The organism is Bradyrhizobium sp. SZCCHNGR1005, from assembly GCF_032489995.1.
Taxonomy (GTDB): domain Bacteria; phylum Pseudomonadota; class Alphaproteobacteria; order Rhizobiales; family Xanthobacteraceae; genus Bradyrhizobium.
This window is the reverse complement of sequence record NZ_JAUEZC010000007.1, coordinates 44,868-66,387: the sequence shown is the minus strand read 5'-3', so window position 1 is coordinate 66,387 and position 21,520 is coordinate 44,868. Positions and strand designations below refer to the sequence as shown.

General features: G+C 64.3%; 18 protein-coding genes, 1 tRNA gene and 1 pseudogene. 6 read left to right on the top strand and 14 right to left on the bottom strand.

Annotated elements, in window-relative coordinates:
• Positions 1-2 precede the first annotated feature (2 nt).
• From QXZ85_RS25900 to QXZ85_RS25875, 6 genes are all read right to left on the bottom strand, one after another.
• The gene (locus QXZ85_RS25900; RefSeq protein ID WP_315701505.1) at positions 3-719 is read right to left on the bottom strand and encodes an aspartate/glutamate racemase family protein; all 717 of its coding nucleotides are present in this window, start codon (positions 717-719) and stop codon (positions 3-5) included.
• Positions 720-828: 109 nt separating this feature from the next.
• Positions 829-1,680, bottom strand: coding sequence for a transporter substrate-binding domain-containing protein (locus QXZ85_RS25895; RefSeq protein ID WP_315701506.1), 852 nt, complete (start codon positions 1,678-1,680; stop codon positions 829-831).
• A gap of 65 nt (positions 1,681-1,745) precedes the next feature.
• A complete protein-coding gene (locus QXZ85_RS25890) occupies positions 1,746-2,876 on the bottom strand; it encodes a saccharopine dehydrogenase family protein (RefSeq protein WP_316175087.1) in 1,131 nt (376 codons plus the stop codon).
• Positions 2,877-2,889: 13 nt separating this feature from the next.
• The gene (locus QXZ85_RS25885) at positions 2,890-4,671 is read right to left on the bottom strand and encodes a thiamine pyrophosphate-binding protein (RefSeq protein WP_315730137.1); all 1,782 of its coding nucleotides are present in this window, start codon (positions 4,669-4,671) and stop codon (positions 2,890-2,892) included.
• 190 nt (positions 4,672-4,861) lie between these two features.
• Positions 4,862-5,302, bottom strand: a complete 441-nt coding sequence (locus QXZ85_RS25880; protein WP_315701509.1) for an Lrp/AsnC family transcriptional regulator — start codon at positions 5,300-5,302, stop codon at positions 4,862-4,864.
• A 101-nt stretch (positions 5,303-5,403) separates the two neighbouring features.
• Positions 5,404-6,306: a LysR family transcriptional regulator gene (locus QXZ85_RS25875; RefSeq protein ID WP_315701510.1), complete on the bottom strand. Its 903-nt coding sequence runs from the start codon at positions 6,304-6,306 to the stop codon at positions 5,404-5,406.
• 154 nt (positions 6,307-6,460) lie between these two features.
• Between QXZ85_RS25875 and QXZ85_RS25870 the strand changes: the two genes are divergently transcribed.
• From QXZ85_RS25870 to QXZ85_RS25860, 3 genes are read left to right on the top strand one after another with little or no spacing between them, the layout of a single operon-like run.
• A complete protein-coding gene (locus QXZ85_RS25870) occupies positions 6,461-7,864 on the top strand; it encodes a VOC family protein (RefSeq protein ID WP_315701511.1) in 1,404 nt (467 codons plus the stop codon).
• Between the two features lie 53 nt (positions 7,865-7,917).
• Positions 7,918-9,471 carry an aldehyde dehydrogenase family protein gene (locus tag QXZ85_RS25865; protein ID WP_315701512.1) on the top strand — a complete coding sequence of 518 codons (1,554 nt, stop codon included), beginning with the start codon at positions 7,918-7,920 and terminating at the stop codon, positions 9,469-9,471.
• Positions 9,472-9,483: 12 nt separating this feature from the next.
• Positions 9,484-10,713, top strand: a complete 1,230-nt coding sequence (locus QXZ85_RS25860; protein ID WP_315701513.1) for a pyridoxal phosphate-dependent aminotransferase — start codon at positions 9,484-9,486, stop codon at positions 10,711-10,713.
• Positions 10,714-10,809: 96 nt separating this feature from the next.
• Here the strand turns inward: QXZ85_RS25860 and QXZ85_RS25855 are convergent, their stop codons facing one another.
• The 6 genes and pseudogenes from QXZ85_RS25855 to QXZ85_RS25830 all read right to left on the bottom strand — a co-directional run bounded on the left by QXZ85_RS25855 (position 10,810) and on the right by QXZ85_RS25830 (position 13,669).
• On the bottom strand, positions 10,810-11,055 hold the full coding sequence (locus tag QXZ85_RS25855) for a conjugal transfer protein TraD (protein ID WP_315807056.1): 246 nt from the start codon (positions 11,053-11,055) through the stop codon (positions 10,810-10,812).
• 1 nt (position 11,056) lies between these two features.
• Positions 11,057-11,239: pseudogene (locus tag QXZ85_RS25850) on the bottom strand (conjugal transfer protein TraD); the annotation flags it as partial.
• A gap of 18 nt (positions 11,240-11,257) precedes the next feature.
• The gene (locus QXZ85_RS25845; protein ID WP_315728881.1) at positions 11,258-12,235 is read right to left on the bottom strand and encodes a hypothetical protein; all 978 of its coding nucleotides are present in this window, start codon (positions 12,233-12,235) and stop codon (positions 11,258-11,260) included.
• A 112-nt stretch (positions 12,236-12,347) separates the two neighbouring features.
• A tRNA-His gene (locus QXZ85_RS25840) sits at positions 12,348-12,424 on the bottom strand.
• 222 nt (positions 12,425-12,646) lie between these two features.
• Positions 12,647-13,081, bottom strand: a complete 435-nt coding sequence (locus QXZ85_RS25835) for a phasin (protein WP_315701516.1) — start codon at positions 13,079-13,081, stop codon at positions 12,647-12,649.
• 207 nt (positions 13,082-13,288) lie between these two features.
• Entirely contained in the window at positions 13,289-13,669 is a 381-nt protein-coding gene (locus QXZ85_RS25830) for a phasin (protein WP_315767481.1), read from the bottom strand.
• A 391-nt stretch (positions 13,670-14,060) separates the two neighbouring features.
• On the opposite strand from QXZ85_RS25830, the gene QXZ85_RS25825 reads away from it, so the two are divergent.
• Complete coding sequence (locus QXZ85_RS25825) at positions 14,061-17,021, top strand: histidine kinase dimerization/phospho-acceptor domain-containing protein (RefSeq protein ID WP_315807054.1); 2,961 nt, start codon at positions 14,061-14,063, stop codon at positions 17,019-17,021.
• Here QXZ85_RS25825 and QXZ85_RS25820 read toward each other — a convergent pair.
• Both QXZ85_RS25820 and hemN read right to left on the bottom strand, forming a co-directional pair.
• Positions 17,013-18,209 (bottom strand): NnrS family protein, encoded by a 1,197-nt coding sequence (locus QXZ85_RS25820; RefSeq protein WP_316175084.1) that lies wholly within the window; start codon positions 18,207-18,209, stop codon positions 17,013-17,015. The genes QXZ85_RS25825 and QXZ85_RS25820 overlap by 9 nt on opposite strands.
• A gap of 203 nt (positions 18,210-18,412) precedes the next feature.
• A complete protein-coding gene (hemN, locus tag QXZ85_RS25815; RefSeq protein ID WP_315730140.1) occupies positions 18,413-19,765 on the bottom strand; it encodes an oxygen-independent coproporphyrinogen III oxidase in 1,353 nt (450 codons plus the stop codon).
• A 181-nt stretch (positions 19,766-19,946) separates the two neighbouring features.
• On the opposite strand from hemN, the gene QXZ85_RS25810 reads away from it, so the two are divergent.
• Positions 19,947-20,168, top strand: a complete 222-nt coding sequence (locus QXZ85_RS25810; protein ID WP_315701523.1) for a hypothetical protein — start codon at positions 19,947-19,949, stop codon at positions 20,166-20,168.
• A gap of 224 nt (positions 20,169-20,392) precedes the next feature.
• On the top strand, positions 20,393-21,487 hold the full coding sequence (gene nirK / locus QXZ85_RS25805; RefSeq protein WP_316175081.1) for a copper-containing nitrite reductase: 1,095 nt from the start codon (positions 20,393-20,395) through the stop codon (positions 21,485-21,487).
• Positions 21,488-21,520 lie beyond the last annotated feature (33 nt).

Sequence of the window (21,520 nt, the reverse complement as noted above, 5' to 3'; positions counted from 1 at the left end):
GCCTACCCCATACCAAACGATTGCGAATAGGCGGTCTGGGTCAGCCCCGAATAGAACCAGCGCCCGAGTGTGATGACGTCATAGACCGGCAATCCGAAGGCGCGCGACACCTCGTCGGAAAACGGTGGCAGGTTGGTGCATTCGAACACGATGGCACCGATGCTCGGATCGCCGGAGAGAAGCGTTTGGACGGCTGCGAAAACGTCCCGCCGCAGCCATTCGCGATCATAGGGGCGATCGCCTTCGATATGCGCGCGCAACGCGCCATCAGCAGGAAGCCCGACTCGCGGCGTGCCCGGGTCGGCGCCGACGGCAACGAAATGCCTCTCGGTCAAAGCCTTCGCATCGTAGGTGACGACGCCCGCTCGGCGGCCCGCCGACAGGCAGCGCTCGACGATGGGTAATTGCAAAAGGCTCGAGGTTGCGAGCGGCAGCTTCATCCTCGCGGAAAGCTCGCACTGTCGTGCGGCCAGAAAGCCGCACGACGTCGTGAGTCCGATGGCCCCCTCCGCATGCAGCTCGTCACCGGCTTTAACGAACGCATCCATGAGGTCGGCGTCATCGCCACCGACGATCTTACGCGCGGATGCTCCTGGAACGATCTTGAAGATCACATCGAACGGCCAGCTTGCGGAATTGCCGACGTCCCCTGGCGGACGGTGGATCGCTGCATCGAGCATAATGATGCCGAGCGGAGGGTGTCGATCATTCTGCGTCAAGCCGTATCCCTTCAAACATCGATTCCTTCAACGATGCGATGCAATCAGGAGAGCCCTGATGCAAAACTGCCCGCGTCATGCGTGGACGCGGGCAGATCGATCGACAGCATCAGAACTGGAGGCCCGGAGGAATGTCCTGCTCCTGGATGTTCACGAGCGAAAGGCTCCCCAGGATCCATTCGCGCAGCGCGCCGAGGGCACGGCTATATTCCAGCCAGTTGTCGACATAGGTGCGGAAGCGGGTATCGGAATCGACACGCACGCCGCAGCAGGTCGGCTGCGCGGCAACCGGCGTCGGGATGATGACCTTGCCGACCTTCGCGTTCTTCTTGACGGTCACCAGCGACAGCATCGCCACCTGGATCAGGCAGTCCGCCCGGCCCGACTGCACCGCCAGCACGGCCTCATCCGGGGACTTCAGCGCAACCAGCGTCGCCTTCGGCAGCGTCCGCCGCGCATAGAGATCGTGCGTGGATCCGATATCCACGGCCACCTTCACCTCCGGCTTGTTGAGGTCGTCCCATGATTTCGGCTCGAAGCCGGGCTTCGCGATGATGGTGAACGTGTTGTTCATGATCGGGCGGGTAAATTCAACGATCAGGGCCCGCGACGGCGTCGGGCTCAGTCCGAACATGATGTCGATCTTGTTGGCCTGGAGATCCAACACCGAGTTGCCCCAGGTCGACTCGATGATCTCGATCTCGGCTTCCATCGCCTTGGCCAGCTCGGTCGCCATGCTGACGCAGAAGCCCGACCATTGTCCGGTCGCGATGTCCTTGTGGTAATAGGGCTCGGTGCCGACGATACCAGCGATACGGAGCTTCTTGGTCCTGCGAATTTGCGCGAACGTGCTCTCCGGTTGCGACTGCGCAAGGGCCGGCGACACCGCCGAGCTCGCTGCGATCGCAGCGGCCGCCGCGCCAAGTCCCACAAGCGATCCGATTTCACGACGATTGACCATTCAAACTCCCCCTCTTAAAGTTGATTTTTTGACCCCGGACTGCGATGCCGCGAGGTCGGACACACTCATGCCGCCCTTTTGCTAGCAAACCGTGCGACAAAGTCACTCGTTTCGGTGCTACGGGCCTCCCTGGCCAGCCGGCTACCTTCACGGGTCGACAGGAAGTCGGACAGGCTTGCATCTTCCTGGCGCACAAAGCCCTTTGCCGGCAGCTTGCCCGCGAGAAACAGCTCGACCATCGCGACACAGCCCGCGGCCGTCGTCAGCTGGATCGCCCCGAGCTCGGGTCGGCCATCGTAGCGCAGGACGATGCTGTCCTCCTCCATGCGGCCGTCGCGCTCACCGATGCCGGTGACGAAGATCACAACGACGTCTTTGCGCGTAAATGGAGCTGCGCGATTGAGGATGCGGCGCATGGTCTCCCGGTCGTCCGCAAGCCCGAGTCCCTGCAACAGCAACTTCATGATCTCGGCATGTCCGGGGTAGCGCAAGGTCTTGTAGCTCATGTCGCGAACCTTGCCCGCCAAGGTCTCGGTCAAAGTGCCAAGCCCGCCTGAGGTGTTGAAAGCCTCATAGGCGACGCCATCGATCATCACGCCCTCGACCCCCTCCAGCGCCGGCACCGCCGTCGGCTTGCCGTCAAACACGATCTCGCAGGGGTTGCAGTATTCGTTGATCAACCCATCGACGGACCAGGTCACGTTGTACCGCAAGGCATTGGTCGGATAGAGCGGCAGCGCACCGACGCGCATCTTGATGGTTTTCACGCTATCGAACCGCGATGCCATCTCGGCCCCGAGTACGCAGATGAAGCCCGGCGCCAGGCCGCATTGCGGCGCAAACATCACGTCCGCGCCCGCTGCGATGTCCTTGATATAGGCGGTCGTGGCGACGTCCTCGGTGAGGTCGAAATAATGGGTGCCGGTCTCCGCGGCGGTCTGCGCAATGCCACGGTTGAGAAAATACGGACATGCGCTGACGACGATCTCCTGGTCCTTCAGAAAGGCGCGGAGGGCAGCAACGTCTCCGGCATCCACAACTGTGGTAGCGAAGATGCGTCCGGCACTCAAGCCGAGCTGCGCGTCCGATGCGTCCGCCAGGGTCACCTTGTGCCCCTGCTCCGCCAGCATGCCGGCGATCACGGTACCAATCTGCCCGGCGCCGAGAACGGCGATGTTTCGCGATGATTGAGCCATATCGAACCCCTTCCTAGAGAGCAGCCTGGACGCCGACGGCCGCCGGATCGGCCCCGACCTTCTTCAGCCATGAGAATACCGGCGGCAGGCGATCGGCGATGGATTCCACCGCAACGTCGATGAAGACCGGCTCGTTCAACTGGAACGCCTCGCGCAGCGCCGCCTCCAGTTGCGCCGGCGTTTCGACCCGGAAGCCGCGAATGCCGTAGACGGACGCGAGCCGGCTCATGTCGTATTTGCCGAAGTCGACGCTGAATGTCGGGTCGTTGGCCGGCACGGCCGCGCCCGGCGCGGACGCCTTGCGGGCGCGATCCCGATCGACGACCCGCTGCAGGGCCTTGATCCAGCCAAAGCAGGCATTGTTGAAATGGATCAATACAGCCGGAATTTGCAGGCGCGCGAGCGTCTCCAACTCGCCGGCCGACATGCCGAGCGAGCCGTCGCCGAACAGGCCGACGGGCTTCAGATGGGGCGCTGCGAAGTAGGCGCCGATCACCGCCGGAATGGCGTAGCCGAGGCCGCCATAGAAGCGGGGGATCACGAGCTTGGACTGCGGATCGCGCAGGCGGAGAAAGCGCGTCGCATAGGGCGTCGGCGTACCGGCGTCCGACACCACGTTGCACGGCATCGGCAGGCACCGGTTGAGCGTTTCGATCACCCGCTCGGGCCGCAGCGGTACCTCGTCGCTCTGCAGATGCGGCGCCATCACGTCCCAGAACTCGGCGCGACGGTTGTTGATGTCGTCGACCCACCCGGCGGTCACCGACGCACGATCGGCGGGGGCCTTGGCGATCAGGGCCTCGACGACCGCGCGCGCGTCGCCCACCAGCGGGAAATCGATGGCGTAGGTATTGCCGATGATTTCCGGCTCGAGATCGACCTGAACGATCCTGGTCTCCCCGTTTGGCACCGGCCACTGCCAATTCATGGTGGCCACCGAGCCCATGCGGCAGCCGACATAGATCACGAGATCGGCACGCCCGAGCGCCCACACCGCGTGCGGATGGAAGCCGTTGTCGCCGATGATTCCGATCCCGAGCCTGTGGTCGTCGCGAATGACACCTTGCCCGGTGATCGTCGTGACGACGGGAATGCCGAGACGCTCGGCAAAGGCGGTGATGGCTTCCGCCGCTGCGGATCGATTGGCGCCGCCGCCCGCAACGATCAGCGGACGCTCGGCGGCGAGGATGGCGCCCAGCGCGCTGTCGAGATCGGCGTCGGCGGGCCTGCTCCTGTAGGACGGCGCCTGCCTGCATTGCGGCTCGACATGCAGCGAGACGCCCTCGCTGGGCAGATCCTGGTAGAGAATGTCCTCCGGCAGCGCGAGGACGACGGCGCCGGGCCGACCGCCAGTCGCCTCGCGAAAGGCGCGGCGCACGACCTCGGGCAGCTTGCGCACATGAGCGAGCGTCTCGGCCCGCTTGCTGATCGGCTTGAACAGATCCTGGACGGGCAGCTCAGTCAGGGTGCCGCGCCCGACGCCGGGCTGCGGAATGTCGTTGACCAGCAGGATGAGGGGCACCGACGATTTGTTGGCTTCGGCGACGCCGGGCAGACCGTACAGCGCACCGGCCCCGCTCGGCACCTCCGCGACTCCCGGCTTTCCGGACAGGCGCGCATAGCAGTCCGCCATGAACACCGCCGAACGTTCGTCACGGCACAGGATGTGGCGGGGCGCGCCCTTCGTCGTTCTGAGAGCCTCATAGAGCGCGACATTGGTATCGCCCGGGACGCCGAAGATGACGTCGACGCCATATCCGGACAGCATGCTCACCAGCGCGGTTGCACCGTTCATTTTCAAATGCTCCTTGTTCTCAGTTGTTATTCAGGAGCATAGGCGCGGCATAAATATCCAAACCGCCGGTTATACGAAGAATATAGTTGCAAACCGCCGGACTAAGACTCGTTTCGACGGGAAACGAGACATCTTGCTAACAATCGAAGCAAGAAGGACGGCAATGAGGCAGGCTTTGCCCAGGCCTTGTTCACCTTTCGAATTTTCTGGCGAGAAGAATCGATGACGTGGTGCGTCGAACACCTTCCATCTCGGCGATCCAGTCGATGATTTCGTCGAGATGCGCCGACGTCGCGCAGTTGATCTTGACGAAAAGATCGAACGGGCCGCTCAGCGTGTAGCAGTCGACGACTTCAGCTTTCTTGCGCAGCGCGGCAATGACGTTGCCCTGCTGCCTCACCTCCAGCTCGATCAGGATGATCGCCGAGATCGAGGTCACATGCGCCTGCTTGCCCAGGATCGCGGTGTAGCCGGCGATCGTTCCGTCCTTTTCCAATCTTGCCAATCGCCCCTGCGCGGTCGCCCGGGACACGCCGAGCGCCTTCGCAAGATCGGAAATGGAGGTCCGCGCGTTCACCATCAGGATGTTGATGAGGTCCTGATCCTTCCTGGCGTCCGCGGGGCGGGCCATATCTTACCTCTCCGAATTGATCGTTTCTGAGCAGAACGAAGGGAAATTATTACGTTCTGGCCAAAACGGTCCAGCACTTCTTCCAGTCAGCCCCTGCCTGTCTATCGATCAGGCGCGGTCACCGCGATGAGCCACTCCCGGAACGCTCGAAGCGGCGGATAGGCCGCACGCTCCGACGGCCAGACCAGGTAGTAGCGCTCGGGACTTTCCATTGGCAGATTGATGGCCCGGACCAGCTTGCGGCTCGCAAGCTCCTCCTCGATCAGGAACGTCGGCAACAAGGCCACGCCCAGGCCGGCCATCGCGGCCTGCGCCGCGGTGGCAAACTGATCGAACACCATTCCCTGAGTGGGCCGCGCTGCGACGTCGTGCATCGCGAACCAGCGCGTCCAGGCCTGGGAACGAGTCGAGATGCTGAGCAGCGGCGCCCGCCGGAGATCGCCCGCGGCACGAAAGCGATACTCCCGTTTCAGGCCGGGACTACACGCCGGAATGACCTGCTCGGAGCGCAGGAGGGCCATTTCTGCGCCCGGCCATTCCGCCTGGCCGAAATGGATCGCGGCATCCAGCGCCTCCGCGCCGAAATCGAAATAGGACAGCCGCGTCGCGAGGTTGATCGTGATCCCGGGATTGGCCGCGAGAAATTGCGGCAGCCGCGGCGCCAGCCAGCGCGTCCCGAACGTCGGGAGAATGCCGAGGTTGAGCGTTCCCCCGCCCGGATTGGCCCGCAGGTTCAACGAGGCGGAGCTGATCTTGTGGAGCGCGTCGCGGATCTCGCGCGCATAGGACGCGCCGGCGGAGGTGAGCCGCACCGTCTGACGTTCCCGAATGAAGAGCTCGGCCTCGAGCTGCTGCTCCAGGATCTTGATCTGCCGACTGACCGCGCTCTGCGTCAGCTGAAGCTCCTGCGCCGCCATGGTCATGCTGCCGGTGCGGGCCGTCGCCTCGAAGGCGGCGAGAACCGCGGTGGAGGGAAGGAAGCGGCGAGGTGTCTGGGTGCTCATTTGGTCATTCCAATTCAGAATGATCTTCTGAGCAAACATTGTTTGAACCGGCCCCAGCGGCAAGTCTAATCTGCAGATGTCATGATCAAATTGCATGACTGAGCGATCAGGGCCTCGCACGATCAGGCTGGTCCGGCCCCACTGGAGATCTCCGATGCGAGCACTGCACGCGGACGCCGACGACATCCGCACCTTGTTTTCGCGCGCTATGTCGGACATGTACCGCGCCGAGGTGCCGCAATACGGAACCCTGATGGAGCTGGTGAGCGAGGTCAATCGGGCGACCTTGCAAGAGAGCGAGCAGTTGCGCGCGAGCCTCGAGCGGAGCGACGAACTCGAGCGATTGAGCCTCGAGCGTCACGGCGCGATCCGCCTGGGACGCGCGGAGGAGTTGTTCAACGTGCGCCGCGTGTTTGCCGTGATGGGCATGCACCCGGTCGGCTACTACGACCTGTCGGCCGCGGGCGTGCCGGTGCATGCGACGGCGTTTCGCCCGATCGACGATGCAGCTCTGCGCCGCAATCCGTTTCGGGTTTTCACCTCGCTGCTGCGCCTGGAGCTGATCGAGGACGACGCGCTACGCGCGGACGCCGAGCGCATCCTTGGCGAGCGCAGCATCTTCACGCCGCGCACCCTGGACCTCGTGGACGTGTTCGAGACGCGGGGTTACCTGACCGTCGCGCAGGCCGAGGAGTTCGTCGGCGAAGCGCTGGAGACCTTCCGCTGGCACAGCGAGGCGACGGTCAGCCTCGACGTCTACGAGCAGCTGCACGATGCGCATCGGCTGATTGCCGACGTGGTGAGCTTCAGGGGTCCCCACATCAATCATCTGACGCCGCGCACGCTCGACATCGATGCCGTCCAGGCCGCAATGCCGGGACGCGGCATCGCCCCGAAGGCCGTCATCGAGGGCCCGCCGCGCCGCAACTGCCCGATCCTGCTGCGCCAGACCAGCTTCAAGGCGCTTGAGGAACCTATCATCTTCAAGCGAGCCGACGGCACATCCGCGCCCGGAACACATACCGCGCGCTTCGGCGAGATCGAGCAGCGCGGCGTGGCCTTGACGCCGGAAGGGCGCGCGCTCTACGACGCGCTGCTTGCGTCGGCACGGGAGACTGGCGGCCGCGAGGCGAGCCCGCGCAGCTACTCCGAAAGACTGGCCGAACGTTTTGAGGCGTTTCCCGACGACTGGGCAACGCTGCGACGCGAAGGCCTGGCCTTCTTCCGCTATTCGGTGACCGAGGCCGGGGCCGGATCGGGCCACGCTCGGACGTCCTCCGTCGCTGATCTAATTGCCGAGGGGCTGTTGCGCTTCGATCCGATCGTCTACGAGGATTTTCTGCCGGTGAGCGCCGCGGGCATCTTCCAGTCGAATCTCGGCTCCGAGGACCAGAAGACCTACGCGTCCAACGCCAACCGGTCCGCATTCGAGGTCGCTCTCGGCGCCAAGGTTTGCGATGAAATGGAGCTATACGCGAGGGCGGAGCAGGATTCGCTGCAGCAGGCTCTGCTGCAGCTGACATCATCAAATCTCGGACGCACGGCGGTCGCCGGTTAGCAGCGGGCAGATCGCAACAACTCATCCAATCTACCGTTCAAAGGCCGTTTGCCATGACCGATACGCCGTCTCGTTCCATCACATCGCTCGCCGGCGAAGTGGACGCATTGCTCGCCAAGCTCGGCGTCGAGCCGAGTCGGCACACAGGCGGCACGCTGGTGGCACGAACTCCGATCACTGGCGAGATCACCGGGCGCGTGCACGAGGTCAGCGCCGCCCAGGCGGCCGTCGAGATCGACAAGGCGCACGCCGCCTTTCTGGAATGGCGGCAGGTCCCTGCGCCGAAGCGCGGTGAGCTGGTGCGGCTGCTCGGCGAGGAGTTGCGCGCCAACAAGGAGGCGCTCGGCAGGCTAGTCTCGATCGAGGTCGGCAAGATCGCCTCGGAGGGCCTGGGCGAGGTCCAGGAGATGATCGACATCTGCGACTTCGCTGTCGGCCTGTCGCGCCAGCTTTATGGCCTGACCATCGCCACCGAGCGCAGCGCGCACCGCATGATGGAGACGTGGCATCCGCTCGGTGTGACCGGCATCATCTCCGCGTTCAATTTTCCCGTGGCGGTGTGGTGCTGGAATGCGGCGCTTGCTTTGGTGTGCGGCAACAGCATCGTTTGGAAGCCGTCGGAGAAGACGTCGCTGACCGCCCTCGCCACCGAGGCGCTGTTCGCGCGCGCGCTCGAACGCTTCAGGCGGGATGGCGGATCAGCCCCCGACGCGCTGTCCGTGGTGTTGTTCGGCGGGCGTGACATCGGAGAGATCCTGGTCGATCACGCCAAGGTCCCGCTGGTCTCGGCGACGGGATCGACAGCCATGGGCCGTGCAGTCGGCCCGCGGCTCGCCAATCGATTTGCGCGGGGGATCCTCGAGCTCGGCGGCAACAACGCCGCGATCGTGACGCCGACGGCGGACCTCGATCTGACGCTGCGCGGCGTCGCCTTTGCTGCCATGGGGACGGCCGGCCAGCGCTGCACGACGCTGCGGCGTCTCTTCGTCCACGAGACGGTCTACGACGCATTCGTACCGCGTCTGAAGCGGGCCTATCAGAGCGTGACGGTCGGCAATCCGCTCCAGACCGACGCTCTCGTGGGGCCGTTAATCGATCAACTGGCCTATTCGGCGATGCAGAAAGCGCTCGAGGCGGCGCGTGCCGTTGGCGGCCACGTGCTCGGCGGCGAGCGCGTTGCGCTGGCGGGAGCCGACGAGGCCTATTATGTGCGCCCGGCGCTGGTCGAGATGTCCGCGCAGACCGGTCCCGTCAGGCACGAGACCTTCGCGCCAATTCTCTACGTGATGACCTATCGCGATCTCGGCGCGGTGCTCGAGCTGCACAATGACGTCCCGCAGGGTCTGTCGTCCTCGATCTTCACCAACGATCTACGCGAGGCGGAAACCTTCCTGTCAGCGCGCGGATCCGACTGCGGAATCGCGAACGTGAACATCGGCCCCTCCGGCGCCGAGATCGGCGGCGCGTTCGGTGGCGAGAAGGAGACCGGCGGCGGACGCGAGTCGGGCTCGGACGCCTGGAAAGCCTATATGCGGCGCGCGACCAACACCATCAACTTCGGACGCACGCTACCGCTCGCCCAGGGTGTCAAGTTCGATATCGCCTGAGAGGAGCCGCCCGTGAACGTGATCGCCAAGTCGCCATCTCCGTTCAAGCCGGCCCAGCGGCTGTCCACCATCGGCGTGTCGGAGATTCTGAAGATCAGCGGGCTCGCCGCGCAGATGAAGCGCGAGGGGCGGGATGTCATCATCCTCGGCGCGGGCGAACCTGATTTCGACACGCCCGAGCCGATCAAGGAGGCCGCGGCGCGGGCGATGCGGGACGGCGCGACCAAGTACACCGTTCTCGACGGCGCGCCCGAGCTGAAGGCCGCCATCCGTGCCAAGTTCAAGCGCGACAACGGACTCGACTTCGCGCAGGACGAGATCACGGTTTCGGCCGGCGCCAAGCAGGTGCTATTCAACGCCATGATGGCAACGCTGGACCCCGGCGATGAAGTCATCATCCCCACGCCATTCTGGGTGACCTACGCCGACATCGTGGCGATCGCCGGCGGGACGCCCGTTCTCGTGCCGTGCTCGGAAGCCGACGGGTTTCGGCTCTCGGCCGAGGATCTTGCACGCGCCATCACGCAGCGTACGCGCTGGCTGATGCTGAACTCGCCGTCGAATCCGTCGGGAGCGGCCTATTCGGAGCACCAGTATCGGCCGATCCTCGACGTTCTGCTGAAGCATCCCAATGTCTGGCTCATGGTCGACGACATCTACGAGCACATCGTCTACGACGGCTTTCGCTTCGTGACGCCAGTCGCCATCGAGCCGGCGCTGCGCAACCGCACGCTGACGGTGAACGGGGTCTCAAAGGCCTATGCGATGACCGGCTGGCGCATCGGCTACGGCGCCGGCCCCAGCGCGCTGATCAAGGCCATGGCCGTCGTGCAGAGCCAATCAACTTCCTGCCCCTCGTCCATCAGCCAGGCCGCCGCAATCGAGGCGCTGACAGGACCGCAGGATGTCATCGCCGACCGCTGCCGCTCGTTTCAGCAGCGGCGCGACCTCGTCGTCAACGCGTTGAACAGCATCGAAGGCATCAGCTGTCGCGTCCCCGAGGGCGCCTTCTACACGTTCGCGAGTTGTGCAGGCCTCATCGGCAAGACCACGCCGGAGGGCCGCGTCGTGGAAGACGATACCCTGTTCGCAGACTATCTTCTGCGCACCGCCGGCGTTGCCGTCATCCCGGGTTCGGCCTTCGGCCTCGCGCCCTATTTCCGGATCTCCTACGCCACCTCAGCGGCCGAGCTTCGCGACGCCTGCCAGCGCATCGCTGCCGCATCGGCTCGACTTTTGTAGATTGCGCGGAACACTTGTGAGCCGCTCGCATTTCACCCATTTTCTTGCGCGAATACTGACGCAATGAGATATCGCGTTGCATGAGCGACGAACTGGTTACACAGTTCGCTCGTGACCTTTTGCCGCGATCGCCTCTAATTCGGGCCGGCCTTTTGTCGCCCACAGCTTGCGGGCCTCTTCGCCTTTGTCGCTGCGGAGCTTATCGGCTGCCCAGAGCAATGCCCCTAAGATCGTCGCCCGATCATCCCCGGCGAGCCCTACGATGCCGGCTTTGACGACGAGTCCACCGAGCTCGATGAGATGCCGCGTGCGCTTGCGGCGTTCGACCTGCCAATTGCGCATTTCATGCCGCGCCTTTGCGGCCTGATGCCGGTTGCGCGCCGCTCGGTGGCGCTGGAGCGCCGTCCATGCTGCGATCAGTTGCTGCTGCAATTCGCCGCGGCCGGCTCTGAAAGAACGCGACCCCGCGCTTGGCCCATGCCTCCCTCCTTCCGGCATCTTTCGTCTCGGCTACGCTCCGAATAGCTGCGCCACGAGATCGGGCTTAGAGCCCTATCCCGAGTGAACCGAACCATTGCCGCGCCGCTTCGGCAACTGCGATCAGCCGGTCCGCGACAAGCATCCAAAGCGGCAATCGCACGACCCATTTCCCGACCTCAGAGCCGGCCGCTTTCACCGCTTCGGTGACGAAAATATCCGCCTGCTTTTCGAGATAGTCGCGAAGTCGTTGTCCGAACGATAGCAGCGTATTCGCCGCAACGACTGCCTCTTGAGGGGTCTGCGCCGGCTCCGGAGGCTGAGACCTCAAGACGACAAGAGCAGTTTCGACGGCCTCGCGGTCAAGGTCCCCAAAGGGAAGCGGCTCGATCGGCTCGGGAGGCTGATTATGGCCGATGCCTCCATGATCCGGTGAGAGCCTAGCAAGCGCGTCCTCAAGGGACTCGATGCGCTGCATCATCTCCCGATGCAGTTCTGTCGGGTCGCGCTGGTCTGGCGTTTCCTGGTCGTCTGGCGGCTGTGTTCGTCTGCCGTGGGGCGCCCAGTCGAACACCCCTTCAGCCTCAACCGCCTCAATGGCGGCTTCGATTACGCTTTCAGATGCGGCATCGCCGAATGCATCGGAGATCACGTCTCGAGCGTCATAAGGGCCGCCCCAGATGTAGACAAACTCCCCGTCGTCTCGGGGCGTCTCCATAGCCGGGTCTTCGAAATTCGAGAGGAACCATTCTTTGATGACTTCGACCGCTTCGTCACTCTCCAACCCACTGACGTCGGGTGGCGTGGAAAGGGAATCGAGCTGCGGTTCATCAAATCGCGATAGGTCCGGGGCAGGGTTTTGCGGGGCGAAGCTTTCGAGCGGAGGGGGAGGAACCTCCACGGCACCGCCGGTTGACATGTTAGGTGATCTCAGCCTCGCCCTCCAAGTAGCGATCAGAGCAGCGGCTGCATCAAACGACGATGTATCAGGCAACGGTTGGAGGCGCGGCTGCGAGGAGGGGTCAGTTGCTTCGTCGTCGGTCATCTTGCGGACTTCAAAAATGGTCCGCGTGGTTCCGCGGTGGTTCCTTGAAGGCCGTCTACTCTGGCGCCAGAAAGCGCAGTCAAGGAAAGTGAATGTTTCTCAGCACCTTAACTGGTACAGTTGGGTGGGCTCGAACCACCGACCTCCTGTTCCACAGACAGGCGCTCTAACCAACTGAGCTACAACTGCATCCGCAATTGGCGCCTGCAAAGGGGCGCCGAACGGGGCGGAAACTAGGTGCAATGCGCGGCTTTGGCAAGGCCGGGCGAAGCAAAGTCCCCCGCCTAGGGAAGCGATTTTTCAACCGCTCTCCGGAACGACCGAGCCCAGGCGGAGAGCCCGGGCTCGGGTTGATTCTTTGGCTCGATTCATGCGTTGCGGTCCCGATGCCGGGGACCGCGGATCGCAGGCTCAGGCGGCCGTCTTGAACAGCTTCGAGGCGCTTTCCTTGATCGGCTCGACGGCCTCAGTGGCCACTTTCTGGCCGAGCTCGCCGAGTTCCTTGGCCTGGACGGCGAACGTCTCGACCAGCTTGCGCGCATGCGAGCTCCACAGCTCCAACGCTTCCGACGGCGAGCGGAGGCCGAGCAGCTGCTGGGCGAAGTCCAGGTTCGCGGTGGTATTGGCCTTCGTGAATTCCATCACCTTGGCCGAATATTCGCCGGCGCCCTTGCTGGCGTTGGCGAAAAAGGCCTCGATGGCACTGTTATGGGTTTCCGCCGCGTCCTTGAACTTGGCGTAGCTCTCGCGGGCCTGCGAGACGCCCTTTTCAGCAAATGCACGCATCTGCTCAGGGACCTCGAACGGAATGATGGAGGCAGAGAACGGATCGGTGGCGTTGGTCATGGCATGTATCCTTCGAAGCAATCAGTACGGTTGCCCGGCCGGTTGGCCGGGTGGTCGAATCGGATCACGCAGAGGAAGTGCCCCTGAGAGCAACCTCCCGTAGAAAGAGATAATGTCGTTTTTGTGCAACGCAAAGCAATTTTATGGCGCTGCACAGAGGCATCGAACTGGGAGCGCTTGGATGAATTCCCAAGCCACTGATACAGTTTAAGATTTCGGCTTGGCCACATCCATCGCGGCCTTGCTGACCGCCTGGCCCATCTCGTTGGCCTGCTCCGCGAGCGCGCGCATCTGGGCCTGGACGAACTCGCTATGCAGCCGCATCACCTCGGCCAGATCCTTCGCATGCAGGAGCGACTGCGCGTAGTCCAGCGAGGACTGCACGTTCTTCTCCGCATAGGAGATCACCTTGGCGCCGATATCCTTGGCTCCGGCGCGAACGGTGGCACCACGTTCTTCCAACGTGCCGGCGGTGGCTTGCGCACTGGCGAGGAATTTCTCGAAGGCCTTGCGCGCCTGCTCGAAGCTCGCCTCGGCCATCGACCGCATTTCCTTGGGCATCTCGAATGCACGACCATTTTCAGTCATCGTCCCATTCCTCTCTGCTGGACTTCTGCTGTACTCGGATCGGCCGGCTACGCCCCTCCGGCCCGCCTTCTGATATCCGCGGAGCTTGCCCGCTCCGAGCGGACCAGTACCAATCTACCCTGCGATCGCTGCGCCGGTATGACGTGCCTCCCCTCGGCATGGTGGACGTCCGGGGTCAAATTGCAACATGCAACTTTTGCGGAAGTGCCCGGGCGCAAGGCCGTCCCGCCGGAACATCCGGGACAGGTTAAGGTTATCCAAGGTTTCGCCGGACCTGCCGGCAGCCCGGCCGTGGACCTCGCCTCCTAAAACAGGCGATAGTAACCTTTCGTTAAGCTTGCCGTCCGCGGCGTCCGTTTCGACCACCCCAAAGAGCCGTTCGACGACCGATATGAGTCAAACCGATCTCCAGCTGCTCGGCTTGAGCGATCCCCGGCTGGCCGTTCATACCGTGGGCGCGCTGCCCGCGTGGCTGTGGTCGGCCGATGGCCGCCGGGTGCTGTGGGCCAATCCGATCGGCGCCAAGGCATTCGGCGCGACGGACACCACGGCCCTGGCCGCGAGGTCGTTCGGCCCGGCCGACGTGCATCGGCGTCAGATCGTCCAGCTGTGGCGCCGACTGCCCGAGAACGGCGCGATGCGGCTCGAGCGATTGCGCGGCTTCGGCGCTCCGCTCGGCACGCTGGCGACCTGCGGCTGCGCCAGGATCGACCTCCCCGACGGCTCCCATGCCGTGTTGATCACCAGCACCGACAATGCCGGCCGCAGCATCCCGCTGGTGGAGCGCCTGCACCGGCTGGTCGCGAACAGCGAGGCCGCGCTGATCGCGTTCACGCGGGATGGTCTGTTCGCAGGCGCCAGCACCGCCGGTCGGCTCATGTTCGGCTATCGCGATCTTGCCGACGGGGGTCTTGCGGGCGCGCGCGACCTGGCGATTGCCGACGGCCAGGCGGAGGTTCAGTTCGGTCCTGCGCGGGCCGTGCTGTACCGCGTCGGCAGCGGCCAGCAGATCGGGCTCGTCCTGGCGCGGATGCCCGGCAGGAGCGAAACCCCGCACGCGCATCCGCTGGCGGATGCAGAGCAGCCGCCCTTGCCGCAAACGAACGACGCGGCTGCCATGCCGGAAGAAGCGAGCGAGCTTACAAGCACGATGACAAGCGACGAGACGCCGGCCCCACCGGCTTATGAAGCACCCGAGCTCTCCAACGAGGCGCCGTCCGAAGTCCTGCTGATCGATCGCGCCGCCGAGGCGGCGGCGCCTGCTGACGCGGCGAATTCGATCGAGGCCGCGGCCGAGCCAAATCCGATCGGCGACGGTCATACCGACCAACATTCGGGTGCGGCAGATGTCGAGGCACCTGCCCCTTCGAGCAAAATCGTTGCCGCGGAAGCCGAACACGCCTCCGCCCAAGATGTGCCGTCCTCGCCGTCCACCCTGGTCGGTGCGCCCCACGACCAGGTGTCGCCGGCCATTTCGGCAACCACTGACAATGGCGCGGAGCCGGCCGGCAACGTCGTGCCGTTCCGGCCGCCCGGCGAGAGCAGGTTTCCGGCGCTGACAGCGGTGGAGAACAATGCCTTCCATGAACTTGCACGGCAATTGTCGGCCCGGCTCGAAGGCGAAATGCGCGCGGCGCCCACGGAACTGCTCACGGCAATGTCCGAGATGGAGAGCAGCCAGCGCGTGAGCGAGCCGCCTTTCGAGTCATCGGGTGACACCTCCCCGCTCGATCCGTTCGCAGCCGACGCGCGCGCGGCCGATAGCCACGCCGACTGGCTGAGCCCTGAGCCGCCGCCGGTGCAAGGCGACAGTCAGCGCGATCGCATCCTGCTGGACCTGCTGCCGACCGCCGTCCTGATCTATCGGCTCGACCGGCTGCTCTATGCCAACGGCGCATTTCTCGCGCAGATGGGTTATCCCGATCTGGCTGCGCTGGAGCAAGCCGGCGGGCTCGATGCGCTCTATGTCGAGCTGGGCGCATCGCCGAGCGCGAGCACGGCCGGGGCCGGCACGCCGGTGACGATCTCGGTCGCCGACGGGCCGGCGAGCGAGGGACAGAAAGCCGCAGCCCGGCTATTCACGATCGCCTGGGATGGCGATATCGCGCACGCCCTGGTTTTTGCGCCGCCTGCGAACTCTCCGCCGCCCCAGAACACCGCACCGGTCGAACCGCCAGCTGCGCCGGCGCCGCCGCCTCCGCTGGTGATGACGCCGCCCGAGGCCGGCCATGCGGATGCGGAAGATCTCGGCGCCATTCTCGACGTCACGGCCGAAGGCGTGCTGATGTTCGATGCCGGCGGCAACATCCACGCCTGCAACCGCAGCGCGGAGGCGCTGTTCGGTTATGACGGCCCCGAACTCGTGCGTCGCAATCTCATTGAACTGTTTGCGCCGGACAGCACGCGGCTGGTGCTGGACTATCTGGACGGAGTGCGCCAAGCCGGCGCCACCACCGTCCTGGAGCAGCCGCGCGAGGTGCTTGGGCGGCTCCGCCAGGGCGGCATCGTTCCGCTCACGATGACCATCGGGCGAACGCGGCCTGACGGCCCGAATTTCTTTGCCGTGGTTCGCGATCTGTCGCAGGCCCGCCGCGGCGAGAACGAACTGTTGCAGGCGCGCCGGCTCGCCGACCGCGCGGCCACCGCCAAGGCCGACATGCTGGCACGGATCAGCCACGAGGTCCGCGCGCCACTGAACGCGATCATCGGCTTTGCCGAAGTGATGATCGGCGAGCGCTTCGGCGCGATCGGCAACAAGCGCTACGTCGACTATCTGAAGGACATCCGCACTTCCGGCGAGCGGGTGGTTGCGTTGATCGACGATATGCTCGAACTCTCGCGCGTCGAGACCGGCAGGATCGAGCTCAGCTTCAGCAATCAGAATCTGAACGAACTGGTCGAGAATTGCGTCGCCGTGATGCAGCCCCAGGCCAACCGGGCCCGCATCATCATCCGCAGTTCGCTGTCGCATGCGCTGCCGCCGGTGGTGGCGGATGCACGCGCGCTGCGCCAGATCTCGCTCAACCTGATCTCAAGCTCGATTTCGCTGGCCAATCCCGGCGGCCAGGTCATCGTCTCCACCGCACTCTCCGATTTCGGCGAGGTGGTCCTGCGCGTGCGCGACACCGGCCACGCACTCAACGCCCAGGAGGTCGCGGCAGCGCTGGAGCCGTTCCGTTCGCGCCCGCCATCGGATCAGGCGTCCGAGACGTCCGGTCTCAGCCTGTCGCTGACCAAGGCGCTGGTCGAAGCCAACCGCGCGCAATTCCACATCAAGCCAGCGCCGAAATCCGGCACGCTGATGGAAGTGGTGTTCTCGCGCGCGATGGCGCGGAATCAGAGCCTAGGCTGAATGGACTGCAAGCGCGCGCCGCTTCAGCCCGAGCAGCAACGGACCATAGGCCAACGCGTATCCGGCGAAGGCGAGGACCCAGGCGAAGGCTGCGACGTATAGCACGATCTCGCCATGCGCCGGCGCCACCGCGGCGCAGATGCGTGTGACCGCTGCAACAACGATCGCCGCATAGATCGCCTGTGTCGCGGGTGAGGCCGTCAATTGCTGGCCGGTATGGCCGAGGGTTGCGCGCGTCATCACCGCGAGCGTCATCACGCCGGCGGCTCCCACCATCCAGGCGTGGAGGCCCGCGCTCGGCAGCACGACGCCAAAGCTCGCAGCCGCATTGATCAGGAAGCCGAGCGGCACGAAAGCGTAGCCGACGTGGAGGATGACAAGCAGCCGCTCCCGCACGGTGCGATCGCCGGCCCAGCGCGCCAGCCGAACGATGTGCAGCAAGCCGGCAAATGCCAGTGCAGCACCCGTGAATGCACTGTCCGGAATCACGATCCAGCCGAGCAGCGCAAACGCGCTGATCAGCATGACCACGACATCGAAGCGGCCGAACGGCACCGGCAGGCGTCCGGGATTTTGGCGAACCAGCCAGTTGCGGGTGAAGCTCGGCGTGATGCGGCCGCCGATCAGCGCGATCAGCAGCACGACGACGGCGACACCGATGCGGATGCTGGTGTCGGCCGTGCCGTGGACATGGGCTTCGAGATGGAAGCCGACATTGCCCGCCAGTAGCAGGGTGACCAGGCCGACCACCGGCAGATTGCGCCAGTTCCTGCCGGCGATGATTTCCCGCGCAGTTGCTGCGACGACGAGCGCAAGGAAACCGGCATCGATCACGAGCACGAGCCACCAGCTCGCCCCGGCGGAAAAGGTGACAGCCAATCGGCCGGCGATCCAGGCTATCACCAGAGTCAGCAACGGCATGCCCTGCAGCGGCAGCCGTCCGGTCCAGTTCGGAATCGCGGTGAGCAGGAATCCGGTGATGACGGCAGGCAGGTAGCCATAAAGCATCTCGTGGACGTGCCAGTCCCGCGGTGCAAAGGCCGAGGTCAGCTTCAGCTCGCCATAGAACACCGGCAGCCAGACCAGGATCGTCAGCGCGGCCTGGATGGCGCCGAGCAGGAAAAATGGTCGAAAGCCATTGGCGAGAATGGGCAAGCCCTGATGCTCGCGATAGCGGGGAATGGCCATCTGCTCTTTCCCTCATTCATTCCGGGTCATTGATCGATTGACCGGAAACCTAACCGGTGGCTGTCGGCGCGTGATTGTGCCAGCACAAACTCCACCGCATCGCTTCCCGGTCATCCCCCGATGAACCGCACACAACCTTGCCTCCGCATCGAACGAATTCGAGCGGAACGCCAGGGGTTCCTCGTTGCGGCGGGACGCGACGATCAGACCGCGCGGCTGTGCAACTGCTTGGAGGAATCGAGATGCGCATCGAATGCCGCGGCGACGCTGCGCACCAGGAAGCGGGAACCTTCCGCAACGGCGAGCGTCTTGCCATGGAGTTCGACCACACCGTCGGAGAGCAGTTCTTGCAGCCGCGGCGCTGATTTCAGCATCGCGGCCGGCTCGGCGCCGTGACGCGCACAGACCGTCTCGAGGTCGACGCCATAGTCGCACATGATCCGCTCGATGATATCGGCACGCAGCCTGTCGTCGTCGGTCAGCGCATAACCCTTTGCGGTGGCAAACCCGCCGGAGGCGATGGCTTCCTCATAGGCGCGGACCTGCGTCTGGTTCTGCACATAGCCCTGCGGCAACTGTCCGATCGCCGAAGCGCCGAAGCCGATCAGCACCTCGCTGCTGTCGGTGGTGTAGCCCTGGAAATTGCGGTGCAGCCGCCCTTCGTTGAAAGCAATCGTCATCGAATCCGTGGGCAGCGCGAAATGGTCGAGCCCGATCTGGACGTAACCGGCTTCCTTCAACGCATTCGCGATCGCGCAGGCCTGGTCGTAGCGCTGCGCGCTGTCCGGCAGCCACGCCTCCGCGATCATGCGCTGATGTTTCTTGAAGGAAGGAACATGCGCGTAGCCGAACACCGAAAAGCGATCGGGACGCAGGTCCACGCAGCGGTGGACCGTATCCAGGCAGGATGCGACGTTCTGATGCGGCAGCCCATAGATCAGATCGAAATTGATGCCGGAGATTCCGGCCTTCCGCAGGCTGCCGGTCACTGCCGCAGTCTGCTCGAAACTCTGCACGCGATTGATCGCCTGCTGCACGACGGGGTCGAAGCTCTGCACGCCGAGGCTTGCCCGGTTGACACCCCCGAGCGACAGCGCCTTGATCATCGGCACGGTCAGCGTCCGCGGATCGATCTCAACTGCAATCTCGGCCGACGGCCGCACGAAGAAGACATGGCGCAGCAATCCGATCAGGTCGACGAATGAATCGGGGGCCATGATCGTCGGCGTGCCGCCGCCGAAGTGAATATGGCCGACTTGCAGCCTGCGGCCGATCTTGCGCGCCACAAGGTCGACCTCGCAGCGGAGTGCCGACTCATACACCGAGACTGGCTCGTCGCGCTTGGCGACCATGGTGTTACAGCCGCAGTACCAGCACATCTGCCGACAGAACGGGACATGCAAATAGAGCGATGCCGTGGCATGCGGCGGAATCGCCCGCAGCCAGTCGGCATAAGTGGCAGGTCCGACGGCTTGCGAGAAATGCGGCGCGGTCGGGTAGCTCGTATAGCGGGGCAGACGCTCCTGCCCGTAATGGACTGCCAGATCTGACCTCATGTCTACCTACCGCCGTATTCCGAAGTTCCGCATCCGGGATGGCTCCTGCCGCTTTGGCCGGAAGCCAGTACCGTGCTGAGCAATTAAATTGCAATTTTCGCGGCGGACTTTGAGCTTCCTCAAAGTCGCGGGTCGAATTTCGCGCCATTATGCTGCCTCGATCGACGAGTCGGAGGTCTACATGCACGGTCTGGAAATGCTGATCCGGGTCTTCGCTGTCCTGACCAGCATCCGCGGGCATATTCCACAATCCGATCGCTTCGAACCCTTCCGCGACGATTCCGCCGCGGGCGGAGGTTTCGGCGGACCACTCCGCACCGTCGTCGGCTTGGTCGTCGCAACGGCGGCTTTCGCCGCCGCGCTCACCGGCGCCGTCCTGCTCGCGGCTCGCTGGCCGAATTAGATCGCCGCCGGCGTCCCAGCTGTCCTCATGTAGATGTTTGCTCCTCGCGCTTTGCTTCGGCGGCGCCACCGCACGGCGAGCGTTCTGCTAATTAGTTGCATGGCTCAGCCCTGCGCATTGTCTGCTGCAGATGCGCAGAAGATTGCTGCAGCACAAACAAGCTTGCGGCGAACAGGCGCATGGTGATCGTGGCACCACAACAGATCCGATCAAGGAGCGATCACATGTTGACCCGCCGAGCCGCTCTCCTCAGCGTAGCCGTTGCAACGATGATGCTGGCCGCGCCCGCCTTCGCCGACGACCTCAAGCTGCCGCGCCAGAAAGTGGATTTGGTCGCGCCGCCCTTCGTCCATCCGCACGAACAGGCAACCAGGCAGGGTCCGAAGATCATGGAGTTCAAGCTCGTGATCCAGGAAAAGAAGATGGTGATCGACGAGAAGGGCACGACCATGCAGGCGATGACCTTCAACGGCTCGATGCCGGGCCCGCTGATGGTCGTGCACGAGGGCGATTATGTCGAGGTGACGCTGGTCAATCCCGCGACCAACACGATGCCGCACAACATCGACTTCCACTCCGCGACCGGCGCGCTCGGCGGCGCCGCGCTCACGCTGATCAACCCCGGCGAACAGGTCGTGCTGCGCTGGAAGGCGACCCGCACCGGCGTCTTCGTCTATCACTGCGCGCCGGGCGGCCCGATGATTCCCTGGCATGTCGTCTCCGGCATGAACGGCGCCGTGATGGTGCTGCCGCGCGACGGACTGAACGACGGCCACGGCCATCCCTTGCACTACGACAAGATCTACTACATCGGCGAACAGGACCTCTACATTCCGCGGGACGAGAAGGGCAATTTCAAATCCTACGACTCGCCGGGCGACGCCTACGCCGACACCGAAGAGGTGATGCGCAAGCTGATCCCGACCCACGTCGTCTTCAACGGCAAGGTCGGCGCGCTGACCGGCAAGAACGCGCTGACCGCCAATGTCGGCGACAACGTTTTGATCGTGCATTCGCAGGCCAATCGCGACAGCCGCCCGCATCTGATCGGCGGCCATGGCGACTACGTCTGGGAGACCGGCAAGTTTTCCAACCCGCCGGAGACCGGACTCGAGACCTGGTTCATCCGCGGCGGCTCGGCTGGAGCTGCGATGTACAAGTTCCTGCAGCCCGGCATCTACGCCTATGTGACGCACAACCTGATCGAAGCCGCCGACCTCGGCGCGACCGCTCACTTCAAGGTCGAAGGCAAGTGGAACGACGACCTGATGACCCAGGTCAAGGCGCCCGCCGAGATACCAAGCAGCCCCACCAACTGACGCCCGGAACCGTCCAATCTCGGGGGCCGAGCC

Excerpts from the sequence above, each read along its gene's own strand:
- QXZ85_RS25820 (WP_316175084.1), bottom strand. The coding sequence starts at position 18,209 with ATGGCCATTCCCCGCTATCGCGAGCATCAGGGCTTGCCCATTCTCGCC.
- QXZ85_RS25855 (WP_315807056.1), bottom strand. The coding sequence starts at position 11,055 with ATGCGCAATTGGCAGGTCGAACGCCGCAAGCGCACGCGGCATCTCATC.
- hemN (WP_315730140.1), bottom strand. The coding sequence starts at position 19,765 with ATGAGGTCAGATCTGGCAGTCCATTACGGGCAGGAGCGTCTGCCCCGC.
- QXZ85_RS25835 (WP_315701516.1), bottom strand. The coding sequence starts at position 13,081 with ATGACCAACGCCACCGATCCGTTCTCTGCCTCCATCATTCCGTTCGAG.
- QXZ85_RS25890 (WP_316175087.1), bottom strand. The coding sequence starts at position 2,876 with ATGGCTCAATCATCGCGAAACATCGCCGTTCTCGGCGCCGGGCAGATT.
- QXZ85_RS25825 (WP_315807054.1), top strand. The coding sequence starts at position 14,061 with ATGAGTCAAACCGATCTCCAGCTGCTCGGCTTGAGCGATCCCCGGCTG.
- QXZ85_RS25830 (WP_315767481.1), bottom strand. The coding sequence starts at position 13,669 with ATGACTGAAAATGGTCGTGCATTCGAGATGCCCAAGGAAATGCGGTCG.
- QXZ85_RS25875 (WP_315701510.1), bottom strand. The coding sequence starts at position 6,306 with ATGAGCACCCAGACACCTCGCCGCTTCCTTCCCTCCACCGCGGTTCTC.
- QXZ85_RS25880 (WP_315701509.1), bottom strand. The coding sequence starts at position 5,302 with ATGGCCCGCCCCGCGGACGCCAGGAAGGATCAGGACCTCATCAACATC.
- QXZ85_RS25845 (WP_315728881.1), bottom strand. The coding sequence starts at position 12,235 with ATGACCGACGACGAAGCAACTGACCCCTCCTCGCAGCCGCGCCTCCAA.
- QXZ85_RS25870 (WP_315701511.1), top strand. The coding sequence starts at position 6,461 with ATGCGAGCACTGCACGCGGACGCCGACGACATCCGCACCTTGTTTTCG.
- nirK (WP_316175081.1), top strand. The coding sequence starts at position 20,393 with ATGTTGACCCGCCGAGCCGCTCTCCTCAGCGTAGCCGTTGCAACGATG.
- QXZ85_RS25810 (WP_315701523.1), top strand. The coding sequence starts at position 19,947 with ATGCACGGTCTGGAAATGCTGATCCGGGTCTTCGCTGTCCTGACCAGC.
- QXZ85_RS25895 (WP_315701506.1), bottom strand. The coding sequence starts at position 1,680 with ATGGTCAATCGTCGTGAAATCGGATCGCTTGTGGGACTTGGCGCGGCG.
- QXZ85_RS25865 (WP_315701512.1), top strand. The coding sequence starts at position 7,918 with ATGACCGATACGCCGTCTCGTTCCATCACATCGCTCGCCGGCGAAGTG.
- QXZ85_RS25885 (WP_315730137.1), bottom strand. The coding sequence starts at position 4,671 with ATGAACGGTGCAACCGCGCTGGTGAGCATGCTGTCCGGATATGGCGTC.